Here is an 18450-nt window from a genome sequence, read left to right on the forward strand (position 1 = left end):
GGGGTTTGGTGGGCGCCAGCACCTCTATCCAGGTGGGCGCGTGGTCGCTGGGCTTTTCCAGGGCGCGCACCCACCTGTCCACGCCCGCGTCTTTCAGCTTGGGCGCCAGCACGGGATTGAGCAGCAGATGGTCGATCCGCAGTCCGCGGTCTCGGGCGAAGTGCTCGCGGAAATAGTCCCAGAAAGTGAAGATTTGCGCGTCACCGTGGACCGCGCGCAGGCTGTCGGTCCAGCCCTGCCCGAGCAGCGCCTGGTATGCCTCGCGCACCTCGGGCTGCAGCAGCGCGTCCTTGCGCCACGACTTGGGATCGTAGATGTCCGCATCGGTGGGCACGACGTTGAAATCGCCGATCAGTGCGACGGGATGCGGCAGCGCGACCAGGCTCTTGGTGTGCTTGTGCAGGCGCTGCATCCACTTCAGCTTGTAATCGAACTTCGGGCCGGGCTGCGGGTTGCCATTGGGCAGGTACAGGCCGCCCACGATCACGCCATGCGCGGCGGCTTCCAGATAACGGCTCTGGTCGTCTTTCGGATCGCCGGGCAAACCGCGCCGGCTTTCGATCGGGTCCTGGCCGCGTGCCAGCAGCGCGACACCGTTCCATGCGCGCTGTCCCTGCCAGATGCACCCGTAGCCTGCATCGCGGATGGCGGTCTCCGGGAATACCTCCTGGGTGGCCTTGAGTTCCTGCAGGGCGACGATGTCCGGTTGTTCGCGCTCCAGCCACGCGAGCAGATGCGGCAGCCGGGTCAGCACGCCGTTGACGTTGAAGGTCGCGATCTTCAGGCGTTTTCTGGCGGGCATGGCGCGTGCTTCGTGGCGGCGGGATCCGATGCCGAGGATTGCCCTGTATCGATCAACCTGCCGCGAATGCCGGGCGAGCATGGTGTGATGATCGCAAGGCGTTGATCGCGCATTGACCGGCGGCGCGTCACAGTAAGGGCTCGTTTCGGACTGGCAAAGGTATTTTCCTTGCACGGGTTGGCATGAAGAAGTGGACCGTTCTGCCGCGACGCTTCTACCAGCGGCACCCGACCGACGTGGCGCCCGAGCTGCTGAACAAGCTGCTGGTGCGCGATGACGGTCGGGCCGGCCGCGTCGTCGAGGTGGAGGCGTACGCCGGTGACCAGGATCCTGCGGCGCATTCGTACCGCGGCATGACCGCGCGCACCGCCACGATGTTCGGTGAGGCCGGGCACCTCTACGTGTATTTCAGCTACGGCATGCACTGGGGCTCGAATGCCGTGTGCGGTGAGGTCGGCCAGGGCTGGGGCGTGCTGCTGCGGGCGCTCGAGCCGGTGGCGGGGCTGGAGCTGATCCGCGAAGCGCGTCCGGCCATCCAGCGTGATCGCGATCTGGCCAGTGGCCCGGGGCGGTTGTCACAGGCGATGGGCATCACCAAGGCGCTGGATGGCGCGGATCTGGTGCGTAATGACCGTGGCATCCGCATTGTGTCCGATGGAATGGCGCCGCCAGAAGCGCCGGTGGTCGGGCCTCGGATCGGCATCAGCAAGGCGATCGAGTTTCCGTGGCGTTGGCATGTGCCGGAGCATCTGCATGTGTCGGGACGCACGGCTGCGAAAAAGTCACGGGAGCCCGTCTCGTGAGTCCCGCGACGCCGCCCGTGCGCTCCTCGCCTGCACGCCGGCTGCGCCGCTGGCTGCTCCGGTTGCTCGTCCTCGTCGTGTGCATCGTGGTAGCCGGCGTGCTGTGGAACAGCCCCATCGCGGAATCGCCACGGGCGCTCTGGCGCCTGTCGCAGATGCCAGCCCCGACCGCTCTGCCCGTTCCTGTGGCCGGCGTTTCGGCACGCCAGGTGGCCGATACCTTCGGCGCACCCCGGGGACGCGATCGTACGCATGCCGGCGTGGACATCTTCGCCAAACGTGGCACCGAGGTGCGCAGCGCGACACCCGGCATCGTCGCGGATATTCGTGAGAGTGGCCTGGGTGGCCGCCAGGTGTGGGTGATGGGCCCGGCGCGTGAGCGCTACTACTACGCGCATCTGGACGACTGGCGCGAAGGCCTGGCGCGCGGCGATGTCATCGAACAGGGCGCCGTGCTGGGCTACGTCGGCGATACCGGCAACGCGAAGGGCACGCCACCGCATCTGCACTGGGGCATCTACGGCGCCGACGGCGCTTACGATCCGCTGCCCCTGCTGAAGGCGTGGCCCGACGCGCCCTGAGCGTGCGTGCAGGGCCCCTTCACAACAAAGCGCACCGGCCTAACACCCACGCGCCTAGCGTCGGTCACTCGACACCCACCGGCAGTACCTCCCATGGCGATCAAGACCGCAGAAGACCTGTTCATCCACGAGCTCTCGGATATCTACAGCGCAGAAAAGCAGCTGACCAAGGCGTTGCCCAGGCTGGCACGCGCCGCCTCCAATCCCGACCTGGCCGCCGCCTTCACCACGCATCTGGAGGAAACCCAAGGCCAGATCGAGCGCATCGACCAGGTGGTGGAACTGCTGGGCATCCGGCTCAAGCGCATCAAATGCGCCGCGATGGAAGGGGTGGTCGAAGAAGGCAAAGACGCGATCGACAGCATCGAGGAAGGCCCGGTGCGCGACGCCGCGCTGATCGGTGGCGCGCAGAAGGTGGAGCACTACGAAATCGCCTCCTACGGCACGATCGCCGCGCTGGCCAAACAGCTGGGCTACAAGGCCGCGGTACCGCTACTGCTGGAAACGCTCAAGGAAGAGAAAGACACGGACGAAAAGCTCACCCTGCTGGCCTTGGCCGGTGGCGGCAATGCCAAGGCCGCTGCGGCCTGAATCCAGCAAGTGACCCGTTGCGCGGGGAGCGTGTCTCCCTGCGCAGCGCGTTCCAGTCTTCGATGTCCACCTTGATCACACAGGAGCCTCCATGACGTTGCGCCCACCCGTTCTCTACCACGCCTCGCTCGAGCACGCCGATGCGGACGAGGCTATCCACATCCGTGAGCTGACCGAGGTGTTCGCGCGCATGGCACTGACGGTGGCCGAACAGGAAGGCCACGCACATCGCGCGGTCCACGCCAAGGGCCAGGGCTTGTTGAAAGGCCGGCTGCGCGTGCTGGATGAACTGCCGGCGGAGCTGCGCCACGGCCTGTTTGCGCGGCCCGGCAGCTACGACGCGCGGGTGCGATTGTCCTCGCCGCCGGCCGAGCAGCTCCCCGATTCGGTCTCCACCCCGCGCGCGATGGCGCTCAAGGTGATCGGCGTGCAGGGCCCACGTGCGGAAGGCGCCGAGGAGCAGCACACGCAGGACTTCCTGATGGTCAACAACACGCCCGGCGTGGCCGGCTTCCTGCGCTCGGCCAAGCTGCTTGCCGCGACCACCGAGCGGATGCCGCGCACCAAGCGGATGATCTCGGCCACGCTGCGGGGTGCGGAGGCGGCACTGGAGGCGGTCGGTGGCCAGAGTGCCCTGCTCAAAGGCATGGGCGGCGAGCCGCAGCACCATCCGCTGGGAGAGACCTTCTTCAGCCAGGTGCCGTTTCTCTACGGTCCGTACATGGCCAAGTTTTCGTTGGCGCCGGTCTCACCTGCCCTGCTCGCACTGAGCGGCGACAAAATCGGTTCGGACGAAGATGCGCAGCGTGACGCGGTGGTGGCCTTCTTCACCGACCTGCCCAATCCGGTCGAATGGGAGCTGCGCGTGCAGCTGTGCCGCGATGTGGAGCGCATGCCGATCGAAGATGCGTCGGTTGCCTGGCCCGAGGCGGACAGCCCGTTCCTGCCGGTCGCACGCCTGAGCGTGGCACAGCAGGAGGCGTGGCAGCCTGACACCTCGCCGGGCGTCGAAGATGCGCTCGCGTTCGCGCCGTGGCACGCGCTGGCCGAGCATCGTCCGCTCGGCGGCCTGAATCGTGCACGCCGCGTGGTGATGGCCGCCTCGCGTCAGTTCCGCTCGCGATTCAATGGATGCCCGATCCACGAGCCCGTCGGCTGAAACGCGTCGGCCCCGTTACGGATCACGGAGCACCTTGCCTGCCGCGTCCCGCATGGCAGCCGTGATGCGCTGAAGCGTAGTCGAGCGGATCGCGGCGTGCTGCCAGTACAGCGGCACGTCGATCCAGCGTGCTGAATCCAGCTCGTCCACCGCGTTTGTCTTCAGCGCAGTGATGGCGAGTGACTCGGGCACCAGGCACCAGCCCAACCCAAGTGCGGCGGCCTCGACAAAACCTGTCGATGTAGGCAGGTAGTGCACCGGCGGGGCCAGCGTGGCGCGCGTGACAGTGCGTAGATACCGCGCCTGCAGGCGGTCCTTGCGGTTGAAGACGATCATCGGGGCAGTGGCCAGGGAGGCCGCGCTCACGCCTGCGCCAAAATGCGTCGCTTTGAATGCCGGCGCCGCGATCGCCACATAGCGCATCGTGCCCAGCGGGTGGACATTGCAGCCCTGCAGGGCCTTGGCATCCGCCGTCACCGCGCCCAGTGCCGAGCCGTCCCGCAGCAGATCCAGCGTGTGGTCCTGGTCGTCCACGCGCAGGTCGAAGGTATAGCCATGCGCAGCATGCAACGCGGCCAGCGCGGGAAGAAACCAGGTTTCCAGCGAGTCGTCGTTGACCGCCAGGCAGACGTTGCGATGCTGCACCTCCGCATCCGGCAGGAAGTCGGCGAGCACCTCTTCTTCCAGGGTCTGCATCGGACGTACCCGGCGCAGCAGCTGCTCACCGGCAGGTGTGGGGCAGCAGGGTGCCTGGCGCACGATCAGGACCTGGCCGAGACGGTCCTCCAGCGCCTTGATCCGCTGGGAGATCGCGGACTGGGTGAGGTTGAGCCGCCGCGCGGCGGCTTCGAAGCTGCCCTCCTCCAGGACGGCCGAGAACGCGGCGAGTTGGGGATGGAGCAGGCTCATGGCGATCTCCGCATCAGGAGTGCTTATCGTGCCACAGGAAATGTAGCTGGGCTTATTCGCCTCCTACGGCCACCCTGCACGCCCCTTCCGTGGATTTCCCCATGCAGCCAGCTGCCGCCCTCGCCGGATTCCTCACCGGCGCCGGTCTCATCATCGCCATCGGCGCCCAGAATGCTTTCGTGCTCCGCCAGGGTCTGAAACAGCAGCACGTCGCGCTGGTGGTCGCGGTCTGCGCAGCCGGCGACATCGCCCTGATACTGCTGGGGGTGGCCGGCATCGGCGCAGCCGTGGCGCGTTTCCCATTGCTGCTCGAGGTCCTGCGCTTCGGTGGGGCGGCCTTTCTCGCGGTATACGGCCTTATGGCAGCGCGCCGGGCCTGGTCCGGCGGTGGCGGGCTCGATGCAGCTGCTGACATGCAGGCGGGATGGCAGCGCACGCTGCTGGTGTGCCTGGCATTCACCTTCCTCAATCCGCACGTCTACCTGGACACGATGGTGCTGCTCGGCAGCCTCTCGACCCGCTACCCGGGCGATGCCCGGTGGCTGTTCGCGGCAGGTGCGTGCCTGGCCAGCGTGTCGTGGTTCACCCTGCTGGGCGTCGGGGCGCGCTGGCTGCAACCGTGGTTCGCGCATGCCAGGGCATGGCGCTGGCTGGACGCGGGCATCGCGGTGTTCATGCTGACGCTGAGCGTGCTGTTGCTGCTCAGGCCCCTGCAGTAACGCTTACACCGGGGTATGCAGCTCCATGGCCCGCATCACGATGGGTTTGGCCCAGTCCGGGGTCTGCAGCAACTCGATCGCCGAGGCCGGATAGTGCAGCCCGTTGCGATCCAGCTGCAGCACCGGCAGCGGTTCGGCGCCGTCGGCGTCGGCCGGGGCGCTGTTGTCGTAGACGTGCAGTTCCGCCAGGTGCGGCAACAGGGCCAGCAGGTTCTCGCGGGAGGAGTCGTAGCGGGCGCGGATCTTGTCGGCGGGGATATCGTGCCCACCGCGACTGACCCGCGCGGCGACGCGTTGCATGTGCAGCTCCACGCTCTGCAGGCCGCAGAACCAGATCGCCACGTCGTGATGTTCGCACGCCTCACGCAGCAGACGCGGGATGGTGTTGCCGCCCAGCGTGGTTTCGAACGCGAAGTCGGTGCCCTCGTCGATCGCCTGCCGCAGCCGGCGCGCGCCTTCATTCCAGGCCGCAGCGTTGGCCTCGCCCAACGACCACCCCGTCTCCACCAGGCGGCGGGTGAACGTATCCGGATTGAACCAGGTCAGGCCTTCTTCTTCCAGCCACATGCCCAGCAGCGAACTCTTGCCGGCGCCATTGACGCCAGCCAGTACCAGAATGCGCCCCATCGGTCAGAGGGGGCTGCCGAGGGCGACCTTGCGGCCACGGCGGATCGGCTGACCCAGCACCTTGCCCAGCCCGCCATCGCGGCCCAGGCTGGCCAGCGTGGTATCGAACGCGGCGCGCAGGCGTTCCAGCTCGCCCAGCCGCTCATCGGCGTCGCCACCGGCGGCCTTGGCCAGCAGCTCCTGGTAGGTCTTGATGTCCACGATCACCGCCTCGGGGTGATTGTGGTTGGTGATCACCAGGGCCTGTTTCTCGCGGACGGTCCGCATCAGGCTGGGCCAGCCGCGGGTTTTCACCGACGACGCCGTGGCCTTTTCAAGGCCGGGCAGATCCAGTGGCAGGGTCATGGCACGCTCCAGGACGGGATGGCCCTACTATACCCCTTCTGGCCAAATTGGACATAAATCCCATTTTGGCCAGAAGGGCGCCCCGGCAGCCGGTCAGCGGGACATCGAGTACGGCTGTTCCGCGCCCTGCCCCGGCCAGGCCTTGTTCGGCTCGGCCTGGAGGGTGAAGCGCAGCTCGCCACCGGCCAGGATTTCCTCGTGGCGCAGGAAGGTGCGCTGCAGCGGCTGGCCATTGAGCATCACCGAGCCGACGTAGTCGTGGCCCTTGCCCAGCCCGTCGGTGACGATGGTGAAGGTCTTGCCGTTGGGCAGGTGCAGCGCCGCCTTGGGCAGGAACGGGCGGCCGATGATGTACTCGCCACTGCCCGGTGCCACCGGGTAGAAGCCCAGCGCGGTGAACACGTACCACGCCGACATCTGGCCCAGGTCGTCATTGCCGGCCAGGCCATCGGGACGGTCGGCGTACTGGGTGTCCATGATCTGTTTCAGGCGGGCCTGGGTGCGCCACGGCTGGCCGGCGTGGGCATACAGGTAGGCCACGTGGTGGCTGGGCTCGTTGCCGTGCGCGTACCAGCCGATCAGCCCGGTGATGTCTTCCATGTGCTCGAAGATCGAGGGGTCGACCTTGGCCTCGAACACCTGGTCCAGACGGGCCAGCAGCGCGTCGCTGCCCCCGTGCGCGGTGGCCAGGCCGGCCACGTCGTGCGGCACATACCAGGAGTACTGCCAGGCGTTGCCTTCGGTGTAATCCGTGCCGTAGCCGCTGGCGCTCGGATCGAACGGCGTGCGGAAGCTGCCATCGCGCTTGCGCGCCCGCATGAAACCGGTGTCCTTGTCATAGGCATTGCGCCAGTTCGTGGCGCGCTTCTCGAACTCACCGGCGACCTGGGTGTTGCCCATCGCCTTGGCCATGCGCGCGATGGTCCAGTCGTCGAACGCATATTCCAGCGTCTTGCTGGCGGCCTCGCCTTCTTCATCGATCGGCACCCAGCCCAGCTCGCGGTACTGCGCGATGCCGTCGTACGGGCCGTAATTCGCGGTGGCCACCATCGCCGCCAGCGCCTTGTTCTCATCGAACCCGCGGATGCCCTTGAGGTAGGCATCGGCGATCACCGGCACGGCGTGGTAGCCGATCATGCACCAGGTTTCCTGGCCGTGGAACGCCCATACCGGCAGCATCCCGTAGGCGCTGTTGTGCTGGTGCGCGAGCAGCGAATTGATGAAATCGCTGTTGCGCTTCTCCGGCTGCACCAGGGTCAGCAGCGGATGCAGGGCGCGGTAGGTGTCCCACAGCGAGAACGTCGAGTAGTTGGTATAGCCCTCGGCGCGGTGCACGGCATTGTCCGCGCCGCGGTACTGGCCATCGCTGTCCATGAACACGGTCGGCCCGAGCAGGCTGTGGTACAGCGCGGTGTAGGCGCTGCGACGGTCGTGCTCGGGGCCGTCGATATCCAGCACCGACAGTGCCTGCGTCCACTGCGTCTTTGCCTCGGCACGGACACGGTCGAAATCGAAGCCCGGCACTTCACTCTCCAGGTTGGCGATCGCACCGGCCTCGCTGACCGACGAAATCGCCACCGTCACCACCAGCGGCGTGTCCAGCGTGCCGAAATCGAAGGTGCCGACCAGCTGGCGCCCTTCAATCTGCGCACGCTGGGCCGGGCTCTGGTGACCCGGCGGCGGGAAGCCCTTGTAGGCGATGTCGGTCTCGGTGTTGTGGAATGCGTGACCGGTCAGCGGCCGCGAGAAGCGCATCGCGAAATACAGTTGCCGGCCCGGTGCCCAGCCGCGGGTCTCGCGGAAGCCGGTGATGGTGCCGTCCTCACGGGCGCGCAGGCGCGACCACATGATCTTGCCCGGGTAGTCGTAGAGGCTGGTGCGCAGGTCCAGCAGCACGCGTGCGGGCTGGTTGGCCGGATAGGTATAGCGATGCACGCCGACGCGGGTGCTGGTGGTCAGCTCGGCGCGCACCTTCGGATCATCCAGGGTGACGGCGTAGTAGCCCGGCTCGGCGCGCTCGTCGTCGTGGCGGAAGCGCGAGGTGTAGCCACTGCCGGGTTTGTCCGGATCGCCACGCTCGAGGCTGGCATCGGTGCGCACCGGCATCAGCAGCACATCGCCCAGATCGGAATGGCCGCTGCCGGAGAAGTGCGTGTGCGAGAAGCCGACGACGCTGGTGTCGTCATGCCGGTAGCCCGCCGCCCAGCCATACGCCTTCTCGCGCGGCTGGATGCGGGTGTCCGGACTGAGCTGCACCATCCCGAACGGAACGGTCGCGCCGGGATAGGTGTGCCCCTCCCCGGCCGTGCCGATGAACGGATCGACCGCCGCATAGGCGCGTTCGCCGAGCTTCGCCGGTGCCGCCGTGGCCGTGCCGGCCACCAACATCGCGCCTACCGCGAGCCCCAACCACCGCACCGTCCCCGTTTTTGTCATGGCGTTGAATTTAGATCGATTCAGGTGAGGTTGATCCTAGCACCGGTGCGGTGGGGTGGCATGTTGCGGTGCGGGTGTTGCCGGCGCCGGCCCGATCGCCCGGCGCCATTGGCGCGCCGTTGATGACGGACGCAGACCGGCGTCACGCCGGACGCGCGTCCTCCGGCACGGCGGCCACCGGCAGCGTCGGCTGGGTCGCATCCACCGTGACCGGGTCGTCGCTGCGCATCAGCGCACGGGCTTCGGCTTCGCTGGCCACCGCCGGCGGCGAACCACGCAGCGGCATCCCGGCTGTCTCTCGCACGAACAGCATGGTGATCACGCCGATCACCGCCGCGCCCATCAGGTAGTACGCCGGCACCAGCGGATCGCCGGTGCGCTCCACCAGCCAGGCGGTCACCAACGGCGTGGTGCCACCGAACAGCGAAACCGAGACATTGAACGCAATCGACAGCGCGCTGTAGCGCACCGGCGTGTAGAACAGCGCCGGCAGCGTGGACGGCATCGAGCTGGTGAAGCACACCAGCGCCACGCCGAGCAGCATCAGCCCGAGGAAGATCAGCCAGTCATTGCCACTGCCAACCAGCTTCAGGCACGGGATCGCCAGCAGGAACAGCGCGATGCAGGCACCGATGATCATCGGGCGGCGGCCCAGGCGATCGCTGAACAACCCGCCCAGCACATTGAGCGGCATCATCACCAGCATCACGATGATGATCAGCAGCAGACCCTTGCTCTCGGCGTAGCCCATCGTGACGCTGAGATAGCTGGGCATGTAGGTGAGCAGCATGTAATCGGTGACGTTGAACACGAGCACCAGGCCGACACAGATCAGCAGCTGCGCCCAATGCACGCGGAACAATGCGCCCAGGCCGGGACGTTCGTGGTCGCGCTTTTCGGCTTCTTCGGCATAGGCGCGGAAGGCCGGGGTTTCTTCCAGCTTCATGCGCATGTACAGGCCGAGCAGACCCAGCGGGCCCGCCACGAGGAACGGGATACGCCAGCCCCAATCCAGCATCTGGGTGCCGCTCAGGGCCATGTGCAGCGCGGTGACGGTGCCGGCACCGGCGATGTAGCCGCCCAGCGTGCCGAACTCCAGCCAGCTGCCCATCAGGCCGCGGTTGCGGTCGGTCGAGTACTCGGCGATGAAAGTTGCCGCGCCGCCGTATTCACCGCCGGTGGAGAAGCCCTGCACGATGCGGGCGAGCAGCAGCAGTGCCGGCGCCCATATTCCAATCCGGTCATAGGAGGGGATCAGTCCGATGCTGAAGGTGCCGGCGGCCATCAGGATCATGGTGAAGGCCAGCACTTTCTGGCGGCCGTACTTGTCGCCCAGCGGCCCGAATACCAAGCCGCCCAGCGGGCGCACCAGGAAGGCGACGGTGAAGGTCGCGAAGGTCGCGATCAGCTGCGCGGTCGGACTGCTGTCGGGGAAGAACACCTGGCCGAGGGTCACGGCGAGGTAACCGTAGACACCGAAATCGAACCACTCCATCGCGTTGCCGAGCGCGGCGGCGCCGACGGCCTTCTTCAACATCGGGCGGTCAACGACGGTGACTTCGTCGACGTGCATCTGGCGGCGGCGTTTGAACCAGCCGAAATGGGCATGTGCGGCATGCAGGTCCTGCATCTGCTTTCTCCTGGAAGCAGGCCATCGCGGCGCCCGAGGTCCCGCGCACGGCACAGGAAATACCGCCTCTGATGACACAGCGCGATGCGCGACGAGGGGTTGCAACAGACGATCCCGGACGGCCGCGTGGACTCAGCGACGCTGCGGGATGGATGACCAGGAAGCGGGCAATGGCCCGGGGGTGATCAAGCGGGCCATGTTACTACAAACGGCGCTGTCGGTCCTCCCACCCTGCCCGCGGACTGCATGGAACAGCGTGTTTCAAGCTGTTTTCAGGCCTTCAGGTGCGCTCCAGCGCATCGATCAAGGGGGCAAGATCTTCCCGCTCCTGCGGCCGTACGGCCCGGGCAATTTCCTGACCGTCCCGCAGCAGAATCACGGTCGGCCACAGCTTCACCGCGAAGGAGCGGCCGAGTGGCCGCCCCTTCCCGTCTTCCACCTTCAGATGCGTGGTCTCGTAGCCACCGAGGAACTTCTGCAGCAGCGGTTGCGCGGCGCTGCAGTGGCCACACCAGCCCGTGCCGAATTCCAGCAGCACCCACCCGCTTCCCGCATCGAGCTCGGCGCGGGTGATGTCGGCAGGGCTGTACTCACGGACGAAGGCCATGGACAGTGTTCTCAGGACAGGGCGCGCTGGATGTCCTCCAGCGGCGCGTTGGTGAAGTCCTTGGCCAGATCCTTGATCAGGCGCTCCTGGGTTTCCTTGTGCAGCAGCGGACGGATGCGGCCCAGGGTCTGCGGATCGGCGATCAGGATCAGGTGTGCGTAGCGGTTCTTCAGCGCATCTTCGTTCAACTGGGCGGCCACCTGTTTGGCGAACGTCGCTTCGTTGAGCTGGGAGATGCTCATCTCCTGGGGCACCGAGCCGGACGGCCCCTGCCCGGACGCGCCGGTATCGCTGACGGCCTGCAGCTGCAGTTCCCCCTCCTGCTTGAGTTGCAGCTTGTGCGCGGTGCCGACGTTGGTGAACACGCGGGCCGAGCCGCCATCGGCTACAACGACCAGGGTACCTTCGGGAATCTGCTGACTCATCATCTACTCCTTATGGGGAAAACCGAGCGCGGGTGCACTCGGGTTCCACCGTAGGCAACCGCATGTAAGCACCGTGCATACGGATGTATGCACAGCGTATGCAGGCCCTGTGCGCCCTACTCTCCCGGGGATGCCGGCAGCGGCATCTGCAGGTGCCTGGCGAAGAAACGCGCCATCACCCGGTAGGCCTGCTGACTTTCCGGCAAGCGCGCGTCCAGGTGGAAGGCGTGGCCCAGGCCATCCCAGACATGCAGGTCCGACTCGCGGCCGAGGTCCACCAGTCGGGAATGGGTGTAGGCGACGTTGCTCATTTCGGCCGCGCGGGTGGCGGTGATGAACAGCGTGGGCGGAAACCGGGCCAGTACCGCATCGGAAAACACCGGCGACACCAGCGGATCCCGGAAATCGACCTTGCCGTAGTACAGGTCTTCCATGATCGGCAGCGAGCCATCGGCATGCGGCAGCAGGGCATCGGTCACCGCCGCGGCCACATAGCGCGAGTCGCCGCCGTAACGGGCATCGCCGCCGGCGCAGAACAACCCGGCGGCTGCCGGCATGGGCAGCTTCTCCTTGTCGAACCACGCCAGCGATTCACCAGTCAGCACGCCGCCGGCCGAGCAGCCGAACAGGCCGATGTGCTGCGCGGGCATTTTCTCCAACGCGGCGCGATACACCGCCGCGACATCCTCGCTGGCGGCCGGAAAGTGGTGCTCGGGCCCCTGTCGATATTCCACCGCCACCACCGTGGCACCGGTCATTGCCGCCACCGGGATCGCCTCGAGCAGGCCGAGGCTGTCGGCACGCCCGAACACGAAGGCGCCGCCATGCAGTTCGATCAGCAGGCGGCGCTGCGCCGGGTCGGCGGGTGCACTGCGCGGCTCGACCCGCACCACCGGTACGCCGTTCCAGCGCTCGTGGTGCAGCTCCACCGGATAGCGCTCGCGCAGCGCCTGGATTTCTCCGTAGGCCCACGCGTCCGCGCCCTTGCGGATCGCTGCCAATTCCTTGAGCACGGTGGCGTTGTCCATCTTTGCGACGGGATCACCGTTGACCACCGCGCTGCGCATCGCCGCCTGTGCTTCAGGGCTCAGATAGGGCGAGAGCGGTAAGGCAAACCCGGGGACGTTCCGCACGCCCTCCGTGGCTGAAGGTGCGGGCGTGGCCGCCATGGCGGTCCCGCTGGCGGCCAACCACAGCGCCATCGGCGCGATCTTCCCGGTCCAACCCATCTTCTGCACTCCCCTGTGAGATCGGGTCACAGAATAATCGTTGCCTCACCGCAGACGCTACGCAGCCGGGCCGGGATCCTTGCGCCCAAGGCAACTGTCTTTCGCCGCTGGACGGGTGTTTGCGGACCAACGCCGCGCGCAGACTGCCTGGCCTGCAACCTCGGACCCCACCCCATGCGCATTGATCTCCCCGGCCGCGTCGGCTTCGGCACCGCCCCTCTGGGCAACATGTACCGCGCCATCCCCGAACAGGAGGCACTGGACACCGTCCACGCTGCCTGGGACCACGGCATCCGCTACTTCGACGCCGCACCGATGTACGGCGCCGGCCTCGCCGAACTGCGCCTCGGCGAAGCGCTGCAGCACTATCCGCGCGATGCCTATGTGCTCAGCACCAAGGTCGGCCGTCGCCTGCTGGATGAAACCGAAGACACCGCCCAGCGTGATCTGGGTGAGAAAGGCGGCCTGTTCGAGCACGGACTGCCCAACAGAATCGTCTACGACTACAGCGCCGACGGCACGCTGCGCGCGATCGAAGAGAGCCTGAAGCGTCTGAAGACCGACCGCCTCGACATCGTCTGGATCCATGACCCGGCCAAGGATTTCCATGGCGATGACTGGCGCGCCGTGTTCCACCAGGCCATGTCCGGTGCCGCGACCGCGCTGACCCGGCTGCGCGAGGAAGGTGTCATCAAGGGCTGGGGCCTGGGCGTCAACCGCGTCGAGCCCTGCGTGATGGCGCTGCAGCAGGCCGACCCGGATGGCTTCCTGATCGCCGGGCGGTACACGTTGCTGGATCACGACGACGCCCTGGCCACCCTGATGCCGGCCAGCGAAGCGCGGGGCGCGGGCATCGTGGTCGGCGGCCCTTACAACTCCGGCATCCTGGCGGGCGGTGCGCATTACGAGTACCAGAAGGCCGGTGCCGACGTGCTCGATCAGGTAGCCCGCCTGAAGCAGGTCGCCGCGCAGTTCGGCGTCGACATCCGTGCCGCGGCGTTGCAGTTCTCGCTGGCACACCCAGCCGTGGCGGCCGTGATCCCGGGCGCCAGCCAGCCCAGCCGCATCGCGGAGAACCTGGCCCTGGCCGAGGTCGCGATTCCGCCGGCGTTCTGGAGTGCGTTGCGCGAACAGGGCCTGGTCTCTCCGCGCGCCCCGTTGCCGATCGACGGAGGCTGAACCCGGCGCCCGGGCGGTAGGCGGTCATTACGGTGTAAAATTCGTCGTTTTAACCGGAACAATGGCCAAAATCGCGCAACGGACGCCTGTCCCGGGCCCGGCCTTCATCCGGCTGCTGGCCCGCCTCGCCGCAAGCAACCTGTCCTCGGCGGGCCCTGCCCTGTCCGACCGACTGAGCGAGTGGGTGGACTGGACGCGGGCGGTCACCTTGTCCAAGGCGCTCGATGGCCGGCTTCCGCCTGCGGTGGAAGGCCCGGATTTCGACGCCGATGAGGACGCCGAGTGCCAGCGCATCCGCGCGGCGCTGGAGGCCAGCATTGTTCAGGAACCTGAGCCTGCCAGGCCCCCTCGCCGGGTCGTTGACGTCAGCGGTGCCGAAGCGTCCAGCGACTACACCGTGTTCCGCGAGCGCTATATCACCCTGCAACGCTCGATGCTCGGTGCCACCAGCCGTCTGCGTGGCCGCCTGCGCGACATGCTGACCCGCACCTCGCCCGAGATGGCCAGGCTCGCCGAAGTCGATGCGCTGATGGAGCAGACCTTGAGCGCGCGCGAGCACGGCCTGCTGGCCAAGGTGCCGGTGCTGCTCGGGGTGCATTTCGAACGCCTGCGCGAGGCAGGCAGCGACGATGCCTGGCGCGAAGTGTTCCGCCGCGACATGCAGAGCCTGCTGCTGGCCGAGCTGGATATCCGTTTTCAACCGATCGAAGGCCTGCTTGCAGCGCTTCGCACCCACTAACCGGGACGTCATGTTCAGAACCAGTCTTCACTACGTTGTTTTCCTGCTTGGCCTTGTGGCGGTGTGCTGGATCGGGGCGGGTTATGCCAGCACCAATCCGGTCGGCTTCGCGGTCGCCCTGCTGATCGCCGTCTGCTACCTCGCTGGTGGCCTCGAGCTGTATCGCTACCGGCAGGCGACCGCCTCGCTTGCCTCGGCCAGCGCCAGTGCGGGTACGGCAGGCGCAGGGCTCGCCGCCTGGCTCGGCCAGCTGCATCCAAGCCTGCGCAACGCGGTGCGCCTGCGCGTGGAAGGCGAACGGGTCGCCCTGCCCGGTCCGGTGCTGACGCCGTACCTGGTCGGCCTGCTGGTGCTGCTGGGCATGCTCGGCACCCTGCTCGGCATGATGGCCACCCTGCGTGGCACCGGCCTGGCACTGGAGAGCGCGACCGACCTGCAGGCCATCCGTGGTTCGCTGGGCGCGCCGGTGGAAGGTCTCGCGGTGGCGTTCGGCACCTCGATCGCCGGTGTCGCCAGCTCCGCCATGCTCGGCCTGCTCTCGGCCCTGTGCCGGCGTGAGCGCCTGGAGGCGGTGCAGCGGCTGGACGTGGAGATCGCGACCACCCTGCACACGCACTCGCAGTCCTGGCAGCGCAATGAAGCCTTCCGGCTGCTGCAGCAGCAGGCCGAGCTCATGCCCGCGCTGGTGGATCGGCTGCAGGCCATGACGGCCGCGATCGAACAGCAGAGCAGCGCCTCGGGCGAACGGCTGCTGGCCAACCAGCAGAACTTCCATGCCAAGGCCGACGAAGAATACGCGCGCCTGACCGCCGCGATCGAGCAGTCACTCAAGGACAGCGTCGCCGAAAGCGCACGCGCGGTAGGTGCGGCATTGCAGCCGGTGATGGACACCACCCTGGCCGGCATCGCCCGCGCCAACGCCGCCATGCACGAGACGGTGACCGAGGCAGTACAGCGCCAACTCGCCGGTCTGACCGAAGGTTTCGACGCGAGCCGCGTCGCCACCGCCGCGTCCTGGCAGGCCGCACTGGACAGCCAGCAGCAGACCAACACCGCGTTGACCGCCGACCTGCGCGCCGCGCTGGACGGCTTCGCCGCACAGCACGATCAACGCGCGCTTGGCCTGCTCGACGCGGTCTCCACGAAGCTGGTCAGCACCGCTGACGGTTGGCAGGCGGCCCAGTCCGCACAGCAGCAGACGAATGAAGCCATGGCGACCGAGCTGCGCAGTGCGCTGGCCAAGTTCGCCGCGCAGCATGGCGAGCGCTCCAGCGCCTTGCTTGAGGCGGTCTCGGCCGAGCTCAACACGACCGCGACGCGCTGGCAGGATGCCCAGGCCGCGCAGCAGCAGACCCACGCCGCGCTGACTGCCGATCTGCGCAGCGCACTGTCCAGCTTCACCGAAACGCACGAGGCCCGGGCCACCGGTCTGATCGACTCGGTCGGCAGCCGCATGGACGCCACCACGGCGCAGATCGCCGAGGCATGGCAGCAGGCCCTGGCCCGCCAGGATGCGGCCGCAACGGCACTGAGCGAGCGTCACCAGCAGGCGCTGGACGCCGCCGCCGCGACGCTGCAGGCACAGGCGGTGTCACTCGGCGATGCGATGCAGCAGTCCCATGCCCAGCTGCAGGACGCGCTGGAAGCACGCGATCAGCAACGTCTGAGCGCGTGGACTGAGGCCTTCACCGGCATGAGTGCCAGCCTCGGCGAGCGCTGGGAGCAGACCGGCGACAGCGTGGCCCGCCGCCAGCAGGACATCTGCGACACCCTCGCCCGCACCGCCAACGACATCACCCAGCAGGCACAGGCCCACGCCAGCGAGACGATCAGCGAGATCTCGCGCCTGGTCCAGGCGGCTTCGGAAGCGCCCAAGGCCGCGGCCGATGTCGTTGCCGAGCTGCGCAGCAAACTGTCCGACAGCCTGGTCCGCGACACCGCCACGCTGGAAGAACGCAGCCGCCTGCTGGCGACCGTGGAGACTCTGCTGGATGCGGTCAACCACGCCGCCAACGAACAGCGCGTCGCCGTCGATGCACTGGTATCGACCTCGGCCGAGCTGCTGGACCGGGTCGGCACCCGCTTCACCGATCACATCGAAGCCGAGACCGGCAAGCTGGGCAGCGTGGCCGCGCAGGTAACGGGCAGCGCGGTGGAAGTAGCGAGCCTGGCCGATGCGCTGGGCAGCGCCGTGCAGTCCTTCGGGACCGCCAGCGACGGCCTCAACGAGCGGTTGGCCCAGATCGCCGCCTCGCTGGACGGCTCGCTGGCACGCAGTGACGAGCAGCTTGCCTATTACGTGGCCCAGGCGCGCGAGGTCATCGACCTCAGCGTGCTCTCGCAGAAGCAGATCATCGATGAGCTGCAGCAGCTGGCCGGCCGCCGCAGCAGCAAGGCCGGAGCCGCCTCGGCATGAGCGACGAAATCGAAGTCGAGGCCGACGGAGGGGCGCCGATCTGGGCCGCCTTCGGCGACCTGATGTCGGTGCTGCTCGGTGCGTTCGTACTGATCCTGGTCGGCGTCGTCGCGCTGCAGTTGGAGCTGACCAACCGGCTGGATGAGGAGGTCAAGCAGCGCCAGGCCGAAGTGCAGCGTCGCCAGACGCTGGAGCAGGCACTGGCCGGCCCGCTCGCGGCCGGGCGCGTGACGCTGGTGGATGGCCGCATCGGCATCCGCGGCAATGTGCTGTTCGCCTTGAACTCCGACACGCTGCAGCCCGAGGGCGTCGACGTCCTCAAGAGCCTGGCCGGGCCGCTGAAGGGCTACCTGGCCTCGCGCGAGGAAATCCTCATGGTCAGCGGCTTCACCGACGACCAGCAGGTGCGCGATGGCAACTGGCGCTTCGCCGACAACTGGGAACTCTCTGCCGAGCGTGCGTTGACCGTGACCCGCACCTTGATTGCCGAGGGCGTGCCGTCGGATGCGGTATTTGCCGCGGCGTTTGGCTCGGAGCAGCCGGTGAGTTCCAACGCCGACGAGGATGGCCGCGCCAAGAACCGCCGCGTCGAGATCGCCCCGATCCCGAAACCCAAGGCGAGCAAGGCCGCGGATGCCCCGTAACCCTGTTGCAACCGCTGAGATTCTCGAGAACTGGCGAGCGGACAAGCTCGACGGGCTGGACCGCACGCGTTTTGCGGTGATCGAGGCGCTGCATGCCCGCATGCAGGCGCATGACGGTGAGGTGCGGGCGCTGTTGCAACGGAAGCTGGACGCGTTGGTCGCGGGTTACGCTGAGCGGGTTGCCGATGCGTCGGCATCGCTGACATCCGAGCCGGGCCTGTCATCGGGTCGCATCGGCCTGCAGGCGCTGGTCACGGAATTAACGGGGCAGCACAGTGCTGCGTATCCGGAATTGCCGGTGCTGGGCGAGGTCCGGGCGACGTGGGCCAGGCTTCGCAATGCCAGCCAGCTCAAGCAATCGCTGGCCCAGATGCCCACCAATGGTGGGCCGTTGAACTCCGGTGTACTGGTCCATCGCGCGCTGACCCTGATGAAAGAGACCTCACCCGGTTACCTGACGCATTTCATGGCGTACCTGGATGCGCTGTCGGGCATGGAGCACCTGCATCAGTGGGGCGTGCTGGTGGCGACGCCGAAGGTCGTGCCGCGGGGGGCGAAGCCGCGGCGGCCGCGTGCGGGCAAGGCGCCGGGCTGATCGAAGCGTCGAGA

General features: G+C 67.5%; 18 protein-coding genes and 1 pseudogene. 10 read left to right on the forward strand and 9 right to left on the reverse strand.

Annotated elements, in window-relative coordinates; translation table 11 throughout:
* Nucleotides 1-25 precede the first annotated feature (25 nt).
* A pseudogene (xth, locus tag AB9O74_RS03135) lies at nucleotides 26-802 on the reverse strand (exodeoxyribonuclease III); the annotation flags it as partial.
* A 182-nt stretch (nucleotides 803-984) separates the two neighbouring features.
* Between xth and AB9O74_RS03140 the strand changes: the two are divergent.
* From AB9O74_RS03140 to AB9O74_RS03155, 4 genes are all read left to right on the forward strand, one after another.
* Nucleotides 985-1605: a DNA-3-methyladenine glycosylase gene (locus tag AB9O74_RS03140; RefSeq protein ID WP_369348386.1), complete on the forward strand. Its 621-nt coding sequence runs from the start codon at nucleotides 985-987 to the stop codon at nucleotides 1603-1605.
* Nucleotides 1602-2186 (forward strand): M23 family metallopeptidase, encoded by a 585-nt coding sequence (locus tag AB9O74_RS03145; protein WP_369348387.1) that lies wholly within the window; start codon nucleotides 1602-1604, stop codon nucleotides 2184-2186. The genes AB9O74_RS03140 and AB9O74_RS03145 overlap by 4 nt, the downstream gene beginning before the upstream one ends.
* Before the next feature lie 93 nt (nucleotides 2187-2279).
* The gene (locus AB9O74_RS03150) at nucleotides 2280-2777 is read left to right on the forward strand and encodes a ferritin-like domain-containing protein (protein ID WP_369348388.1); all 498 of its coding nucleotides are present in this window, start codon (nucleotides 2280-2282) and stop codon (nucleotides 2775-2777) included.
* Between the two features lie 91 nt (nucleotides 2778-2868).
* Nucleotides 2869-3936, forward strand: a complete 1068-nt coding sequence (locus AB9O74_RS03155) for a catalase family protein (protein WP_369348389.1) — start codon at nucleotides 2869-2871, stop codon at nucleotides 3934-3936.
* Between the two features lie 15 nt (nucleotides 3937-3951).
* Here AB9O74_RS03155 and AB9O74_RS03160 read toward each other — a convergent pair whose 3' ends face one another.
* Nucleotides 3952-4845 carry a LysR family transcriptional regulator ArgP gene (locus AB9O74_RS03160; RefSeq protein WP_369348390.1) on the reverse strand — a complete coding sequence of 298 codons (894 nt, stop codon included), beginning with the start codon at nucleotides 4843-4845 and terminating at the stop codon, nucleotides 3952-3954.
* 101 nt (nucleotides 4846-4946) lie between these two features.
* Between AB9O74_RS03160 and AB9O74_RS03165 the strand changes: the two genes are divergently transcribed.
* Nucleotides 4947-5564, forward strand: a complete 618-nt coding sequence (locus AB9O74_RS03165) for a LysE/ArgO family amino acid transporter (protein ID WP_346488197.1) — start codon at nucleotides 4947-4949, stop codon at nucleotides 5562-5564.
* Between the two features lie 3 nt (nucleotides 5565-5567).
* Here AB9O74_RS03165 and AB9O74_RS03170 read toward each other — a convergent pair whose 3' ends face one another.
* The 7 genes from AB9O74_RS03170 to AB9O74_RS03200 all read right to left on the reverse strand — a co-directional run bounded on the left by AB9O74_RS03170 (nucleotide 5568) and on the right by AB9O74_RS03200 (nucleotide 12863).
* A complete protein-coding gene (locus AB9O74_RS03170) occupies nucleotides 5568-6191 on the reverse strand; it encodes an AAA family ATPase (RefSeq protein ID WP_369348391.1) in 624 nt (207 codons plus the stop codon).
* A gap of 3 nt (nucleotides 6192-6194) precedes the next feature.
* On the reverse strand, nucleotides 6195-6536 hold the full coding sequence (locus AB9O74_RS03175) for a type II toxin-antitoxin system prevent-host-death family antitoxin (protein WP_179458839.1): 342 nt from the start codon (nucleotides 6534-6536) through the stop codon (nucleotides 6195-6197).
* A 93-nt stretch (nucleotides 6537-6629) separates the two neighbouring features.
* A complete protein-coding gene (locus AB9O74_RS03180) occupies nucleotides 6630-8924 on the reverse strand; it encodes a GH92 family glycosyl hydrolase (RefSeq protein ID WP_369348392.1) in 2295 nt (764 codons plus the stop codon).
* A gap of 190 nt (nucleotides 8925-9114) precedes the next feature.
* On the reverse strand, nucleotides 9115-10602 hold the full coding sequence (gene proP / locus AB9O74_RS03185) for a glycine betaine/L-proline transporter ProP (RefSeq protein WP_346491159.1): 1488 nt from the start codon (nucleotides 10600-10602) through the stop codon (nucleotides 9115-9117).
* A 280-nt stretch (nucleotides 10603-10882) separates the two neighbouring features.
* Nucleotides 10883-11209 (reverse strand): thioredoxin family protein, encoded by a 327-nt coding sequence (locus AB9O74_RS03190; RefSeq protein ID WP_369348393.1) that lies wholly within the window; start codon nucleotides 11207-11209, stop codon nucleotides 10883-10885.
* 11 nt (nucleotides 11210-11220) lie between these two features.
* Complete coding sequence (locus AB9O74_RS03195; protein ID WP_319206196.1) at nucleotides 11221-11634, reverse strand: host attachment family protein; 414 nt, start codon at nucleotides 11632-11634, stop codon at nucleotides 11221-11223.
* Nucleotides 11635-11750: 116 nt separating this feature from the next.
* Complete coding sequence (locus AB9O74_RS03200; RefSeq protein ID WP_369348394.1) at nucleotides 11751-12863, reverse strand: alpha/beta hydrolase fold domain-containing protein; 1113 nt, start codon at nucleotides 12861-12863, stop codon at nucleotides 11751-11753.
* A gap of 174 nt (nucleotides 12864-13037) precedes the next feature.
* On the opposite strand from AB9O74_RS03200, the gene AB9O74_RS03205 reads away from it, so the two are divergent.
* The 5 genes from AB9O74_RS03205 (at nucleotide 13038) to AB9O74_RS03225 (ending at nucleotide 18436) form a co-directional block, all read left to right on the forward strand.
* Nucleotides 13038-14042: an aldo/keto reductase gene (locus AB9O74_RS03205; protein WP_369348395.1), complete on the forward strand. Its 1005-nt coding sequence runs from the start codon at nucleotides 13038-13040 to the stop codon at nucleotides 14040-14042.
* Nucleotides 14043-14103: 61 nt separating this feature from the next.
* Nucleotides 14104-14781, forward strand: a complete 678-nt coding sequence (locus tag AB9O74_RS03210; RefSeq protein WP_369348396.1) for a DUF3348 domain-containing protein — start codon at nucleotides 14104-14106, stop codon at nucleotides 14779-14781.
* A gap of 10 nt (nucleotides 14782-14791) precedes the next feature.
* Nucleotides 14792-17197: a DUF802 domain-containing protein gene (locus AB9O74_RS03215; RefSeq protein ID WP_369348397.1), complete on the forward strand. Its 2406-nt coding sequence runs from the start codon at nucleotides 14792-14794 to the stop codon at nucleotides 17195-17197.
* Complete coding sequence (locus AB9O74_RS03220; protein WP_176988844.1) at nucleotides 17194-17841, forward strand: OmpA family protein; 648 nt, start codon at nucleotides 17194-17196, stop codon at nucleotides 17839-17841. Before AB9O74_RS03215 ends, AB9O74_RS03220 begins: the two co-directional genes overlap by 4 nt.
* Nucleotides 17831-18436 (forward strand): DUF2894 domain-containing protein, encoded by a 606-nt coding sequence (locus AB9O74_RS03225; RefSeq protein WP_369348398.1) that lies wholly within the window; start codon nucleotides 17831-17833, stop codon nucleotides 18434-18436. Before AB9O74_RS03220 ends, AB9O74_RS03225 begins: the two co-directional genes overlap by 11 nt.
* Nucleotides 18437-18450 lie beyond the last annotated feature (14 nt).

It is taken from the genome of Stenotrophomonas sp. JAG2 (assembly GCF_041080745.1).
GTDB lineage: Bacteria > Pseudomonadota > Gammaproteobacteria > Xanthomonadales > Xanthomonadaceae > Stenotrophomonas > Stenotrophomonas maltophilia_AA.

What these genes read in the sequence shown, in the direction of transcription:
- proP (WP_346491159.1), bottom strand. Translation starts at nt 10,602, where the DNA reads ATGCAGGACCTGCATGCCGCACATGCCCATTTCGGCTGGTTCAAACGC.
- AB9O74_RS03225 (WP_369348398.1), top strand. Translation starts at nt 17,831, where the DNA reads ATGCCCCGTAACCCTGTTGCAACCGCTGAGATTCTCGAGAACTGGCGA.
- AB9O74_RS03210 (WP_369348396.1), top strand. Translation starts at nt 14,104, where the DNA reads ATGGCCAAAATCGCGCAACGGACGCCTGTCCCGGGCCCGGCCTTCATC.
- AB9O74_RS03170 (WP_369348391.1), bottom strand. Translation starts at nt 6,191, where the DNA reads ATGGGGCGCATTCTGGTACTGGCTGGCGTCAATGGCGCCGGCAAGAGT.
- AB9O74_RS03200 (WP_369348394.1), bottom strand. Translation starts at nt 12,863, where the DNA reads ATGGGTTGGACCGGGAAGATCGCGCCGATGGCGCTGTGGTTGGCCGCC.
- AB9O74_RS03155 (WP_369348389.1), top strand. Translation starts at nt 2,869, where the DNA reads ATGACGTTGCGCCCACCCGTTCTCTACCACGCCTCGCTCGAGCACGCC.
- AB9O74_RS03180 (WP_369348392.1), bottom strand. Translation starts at nt 8,924, where the DNA reads ATGTTGGTGGCCGGCACGGCCACGGCGGCACCGGCGAAGCTCGGCGAA.
- AB9O74_RS03175 (WP_179458839.1), bottom strand. Translation starts at nt 6,536, where the DNA reads ATGACCCTGCCACTGGATCTGCCCGGCCTTGAAAAGGCCACGGCGTCG.
- AB9O74_RS03215 (WP_369348397.1), top strand. Translation starts at nt 14,792, where the DNA reads ATGTTCAGAACCAGTCTTCACTACGTTGTTTTCCTGCTTGGCCTTGTG.
- AB9O74_RS03220 (WP_176988844.1), top strand. Translation starts at nt 17,194, where the DNA reads ATGAGCGACGAAATCGAAGTCGAGGCCGACGGAGGGGCGCCGATCTGG.
- AB9O74_RS03190 (WP_369348393.1), bottom strand. Translation starts at nt 11,209, where the DNA reads ATGGCCTTCGTCCGTGAGTACAGCCCTGCCGACATCACCCGCGCCGAG.
- AB9O74_RS03160 (WP_369348390.1), bottom strand. Translation starts at nt 4,845, where the DNA reads ATGAGCCTGCTCCATCCCCAACTCGCCGCGTTCTCGGCCGTCCTGGAG.
- AB9O74_RS03165 (WP_346488197.1), top strand. Translation starts at nt 4,947, where the DNA reads ATGCAGCCAGCTGCCGCCCTCGCCGGATTCCTCACCGGCGCCGGTCTC.
- AB9O74_RS03205 (WP_369348395.1), top strand. Translation starts at nt 13,038, where the DNA reads ATGCGCATTGATCTCCCCGGCCGCGTCGGCTTCGGCACCGCCCCTCTG.
- AB9O74_RS03140 (WP_369348386.1), top strand. Translation starts at nt 985, where the DNA reads ATGAAGAAGTGGACCGTTCTGCCGCGACGCTTCTACCAGCGGCACCCG.
- AB9O74_RS03150 (WP_369348388.1), top strand. Translation starts at nt 2,280, where the DNA reads ATGGCGATCAAGACCGCAGAAGACCTGTTCATCCACGAGCTCTCGGAT.
- AB9O74_RS03195 (WP_319206196.1), bottom strand. Translation starts at nt 11,634, where the DNA reads ATGAGTCAGCAGATTCCCGAAGGTACCCTGGTCGTTGTAGCCGATGGC.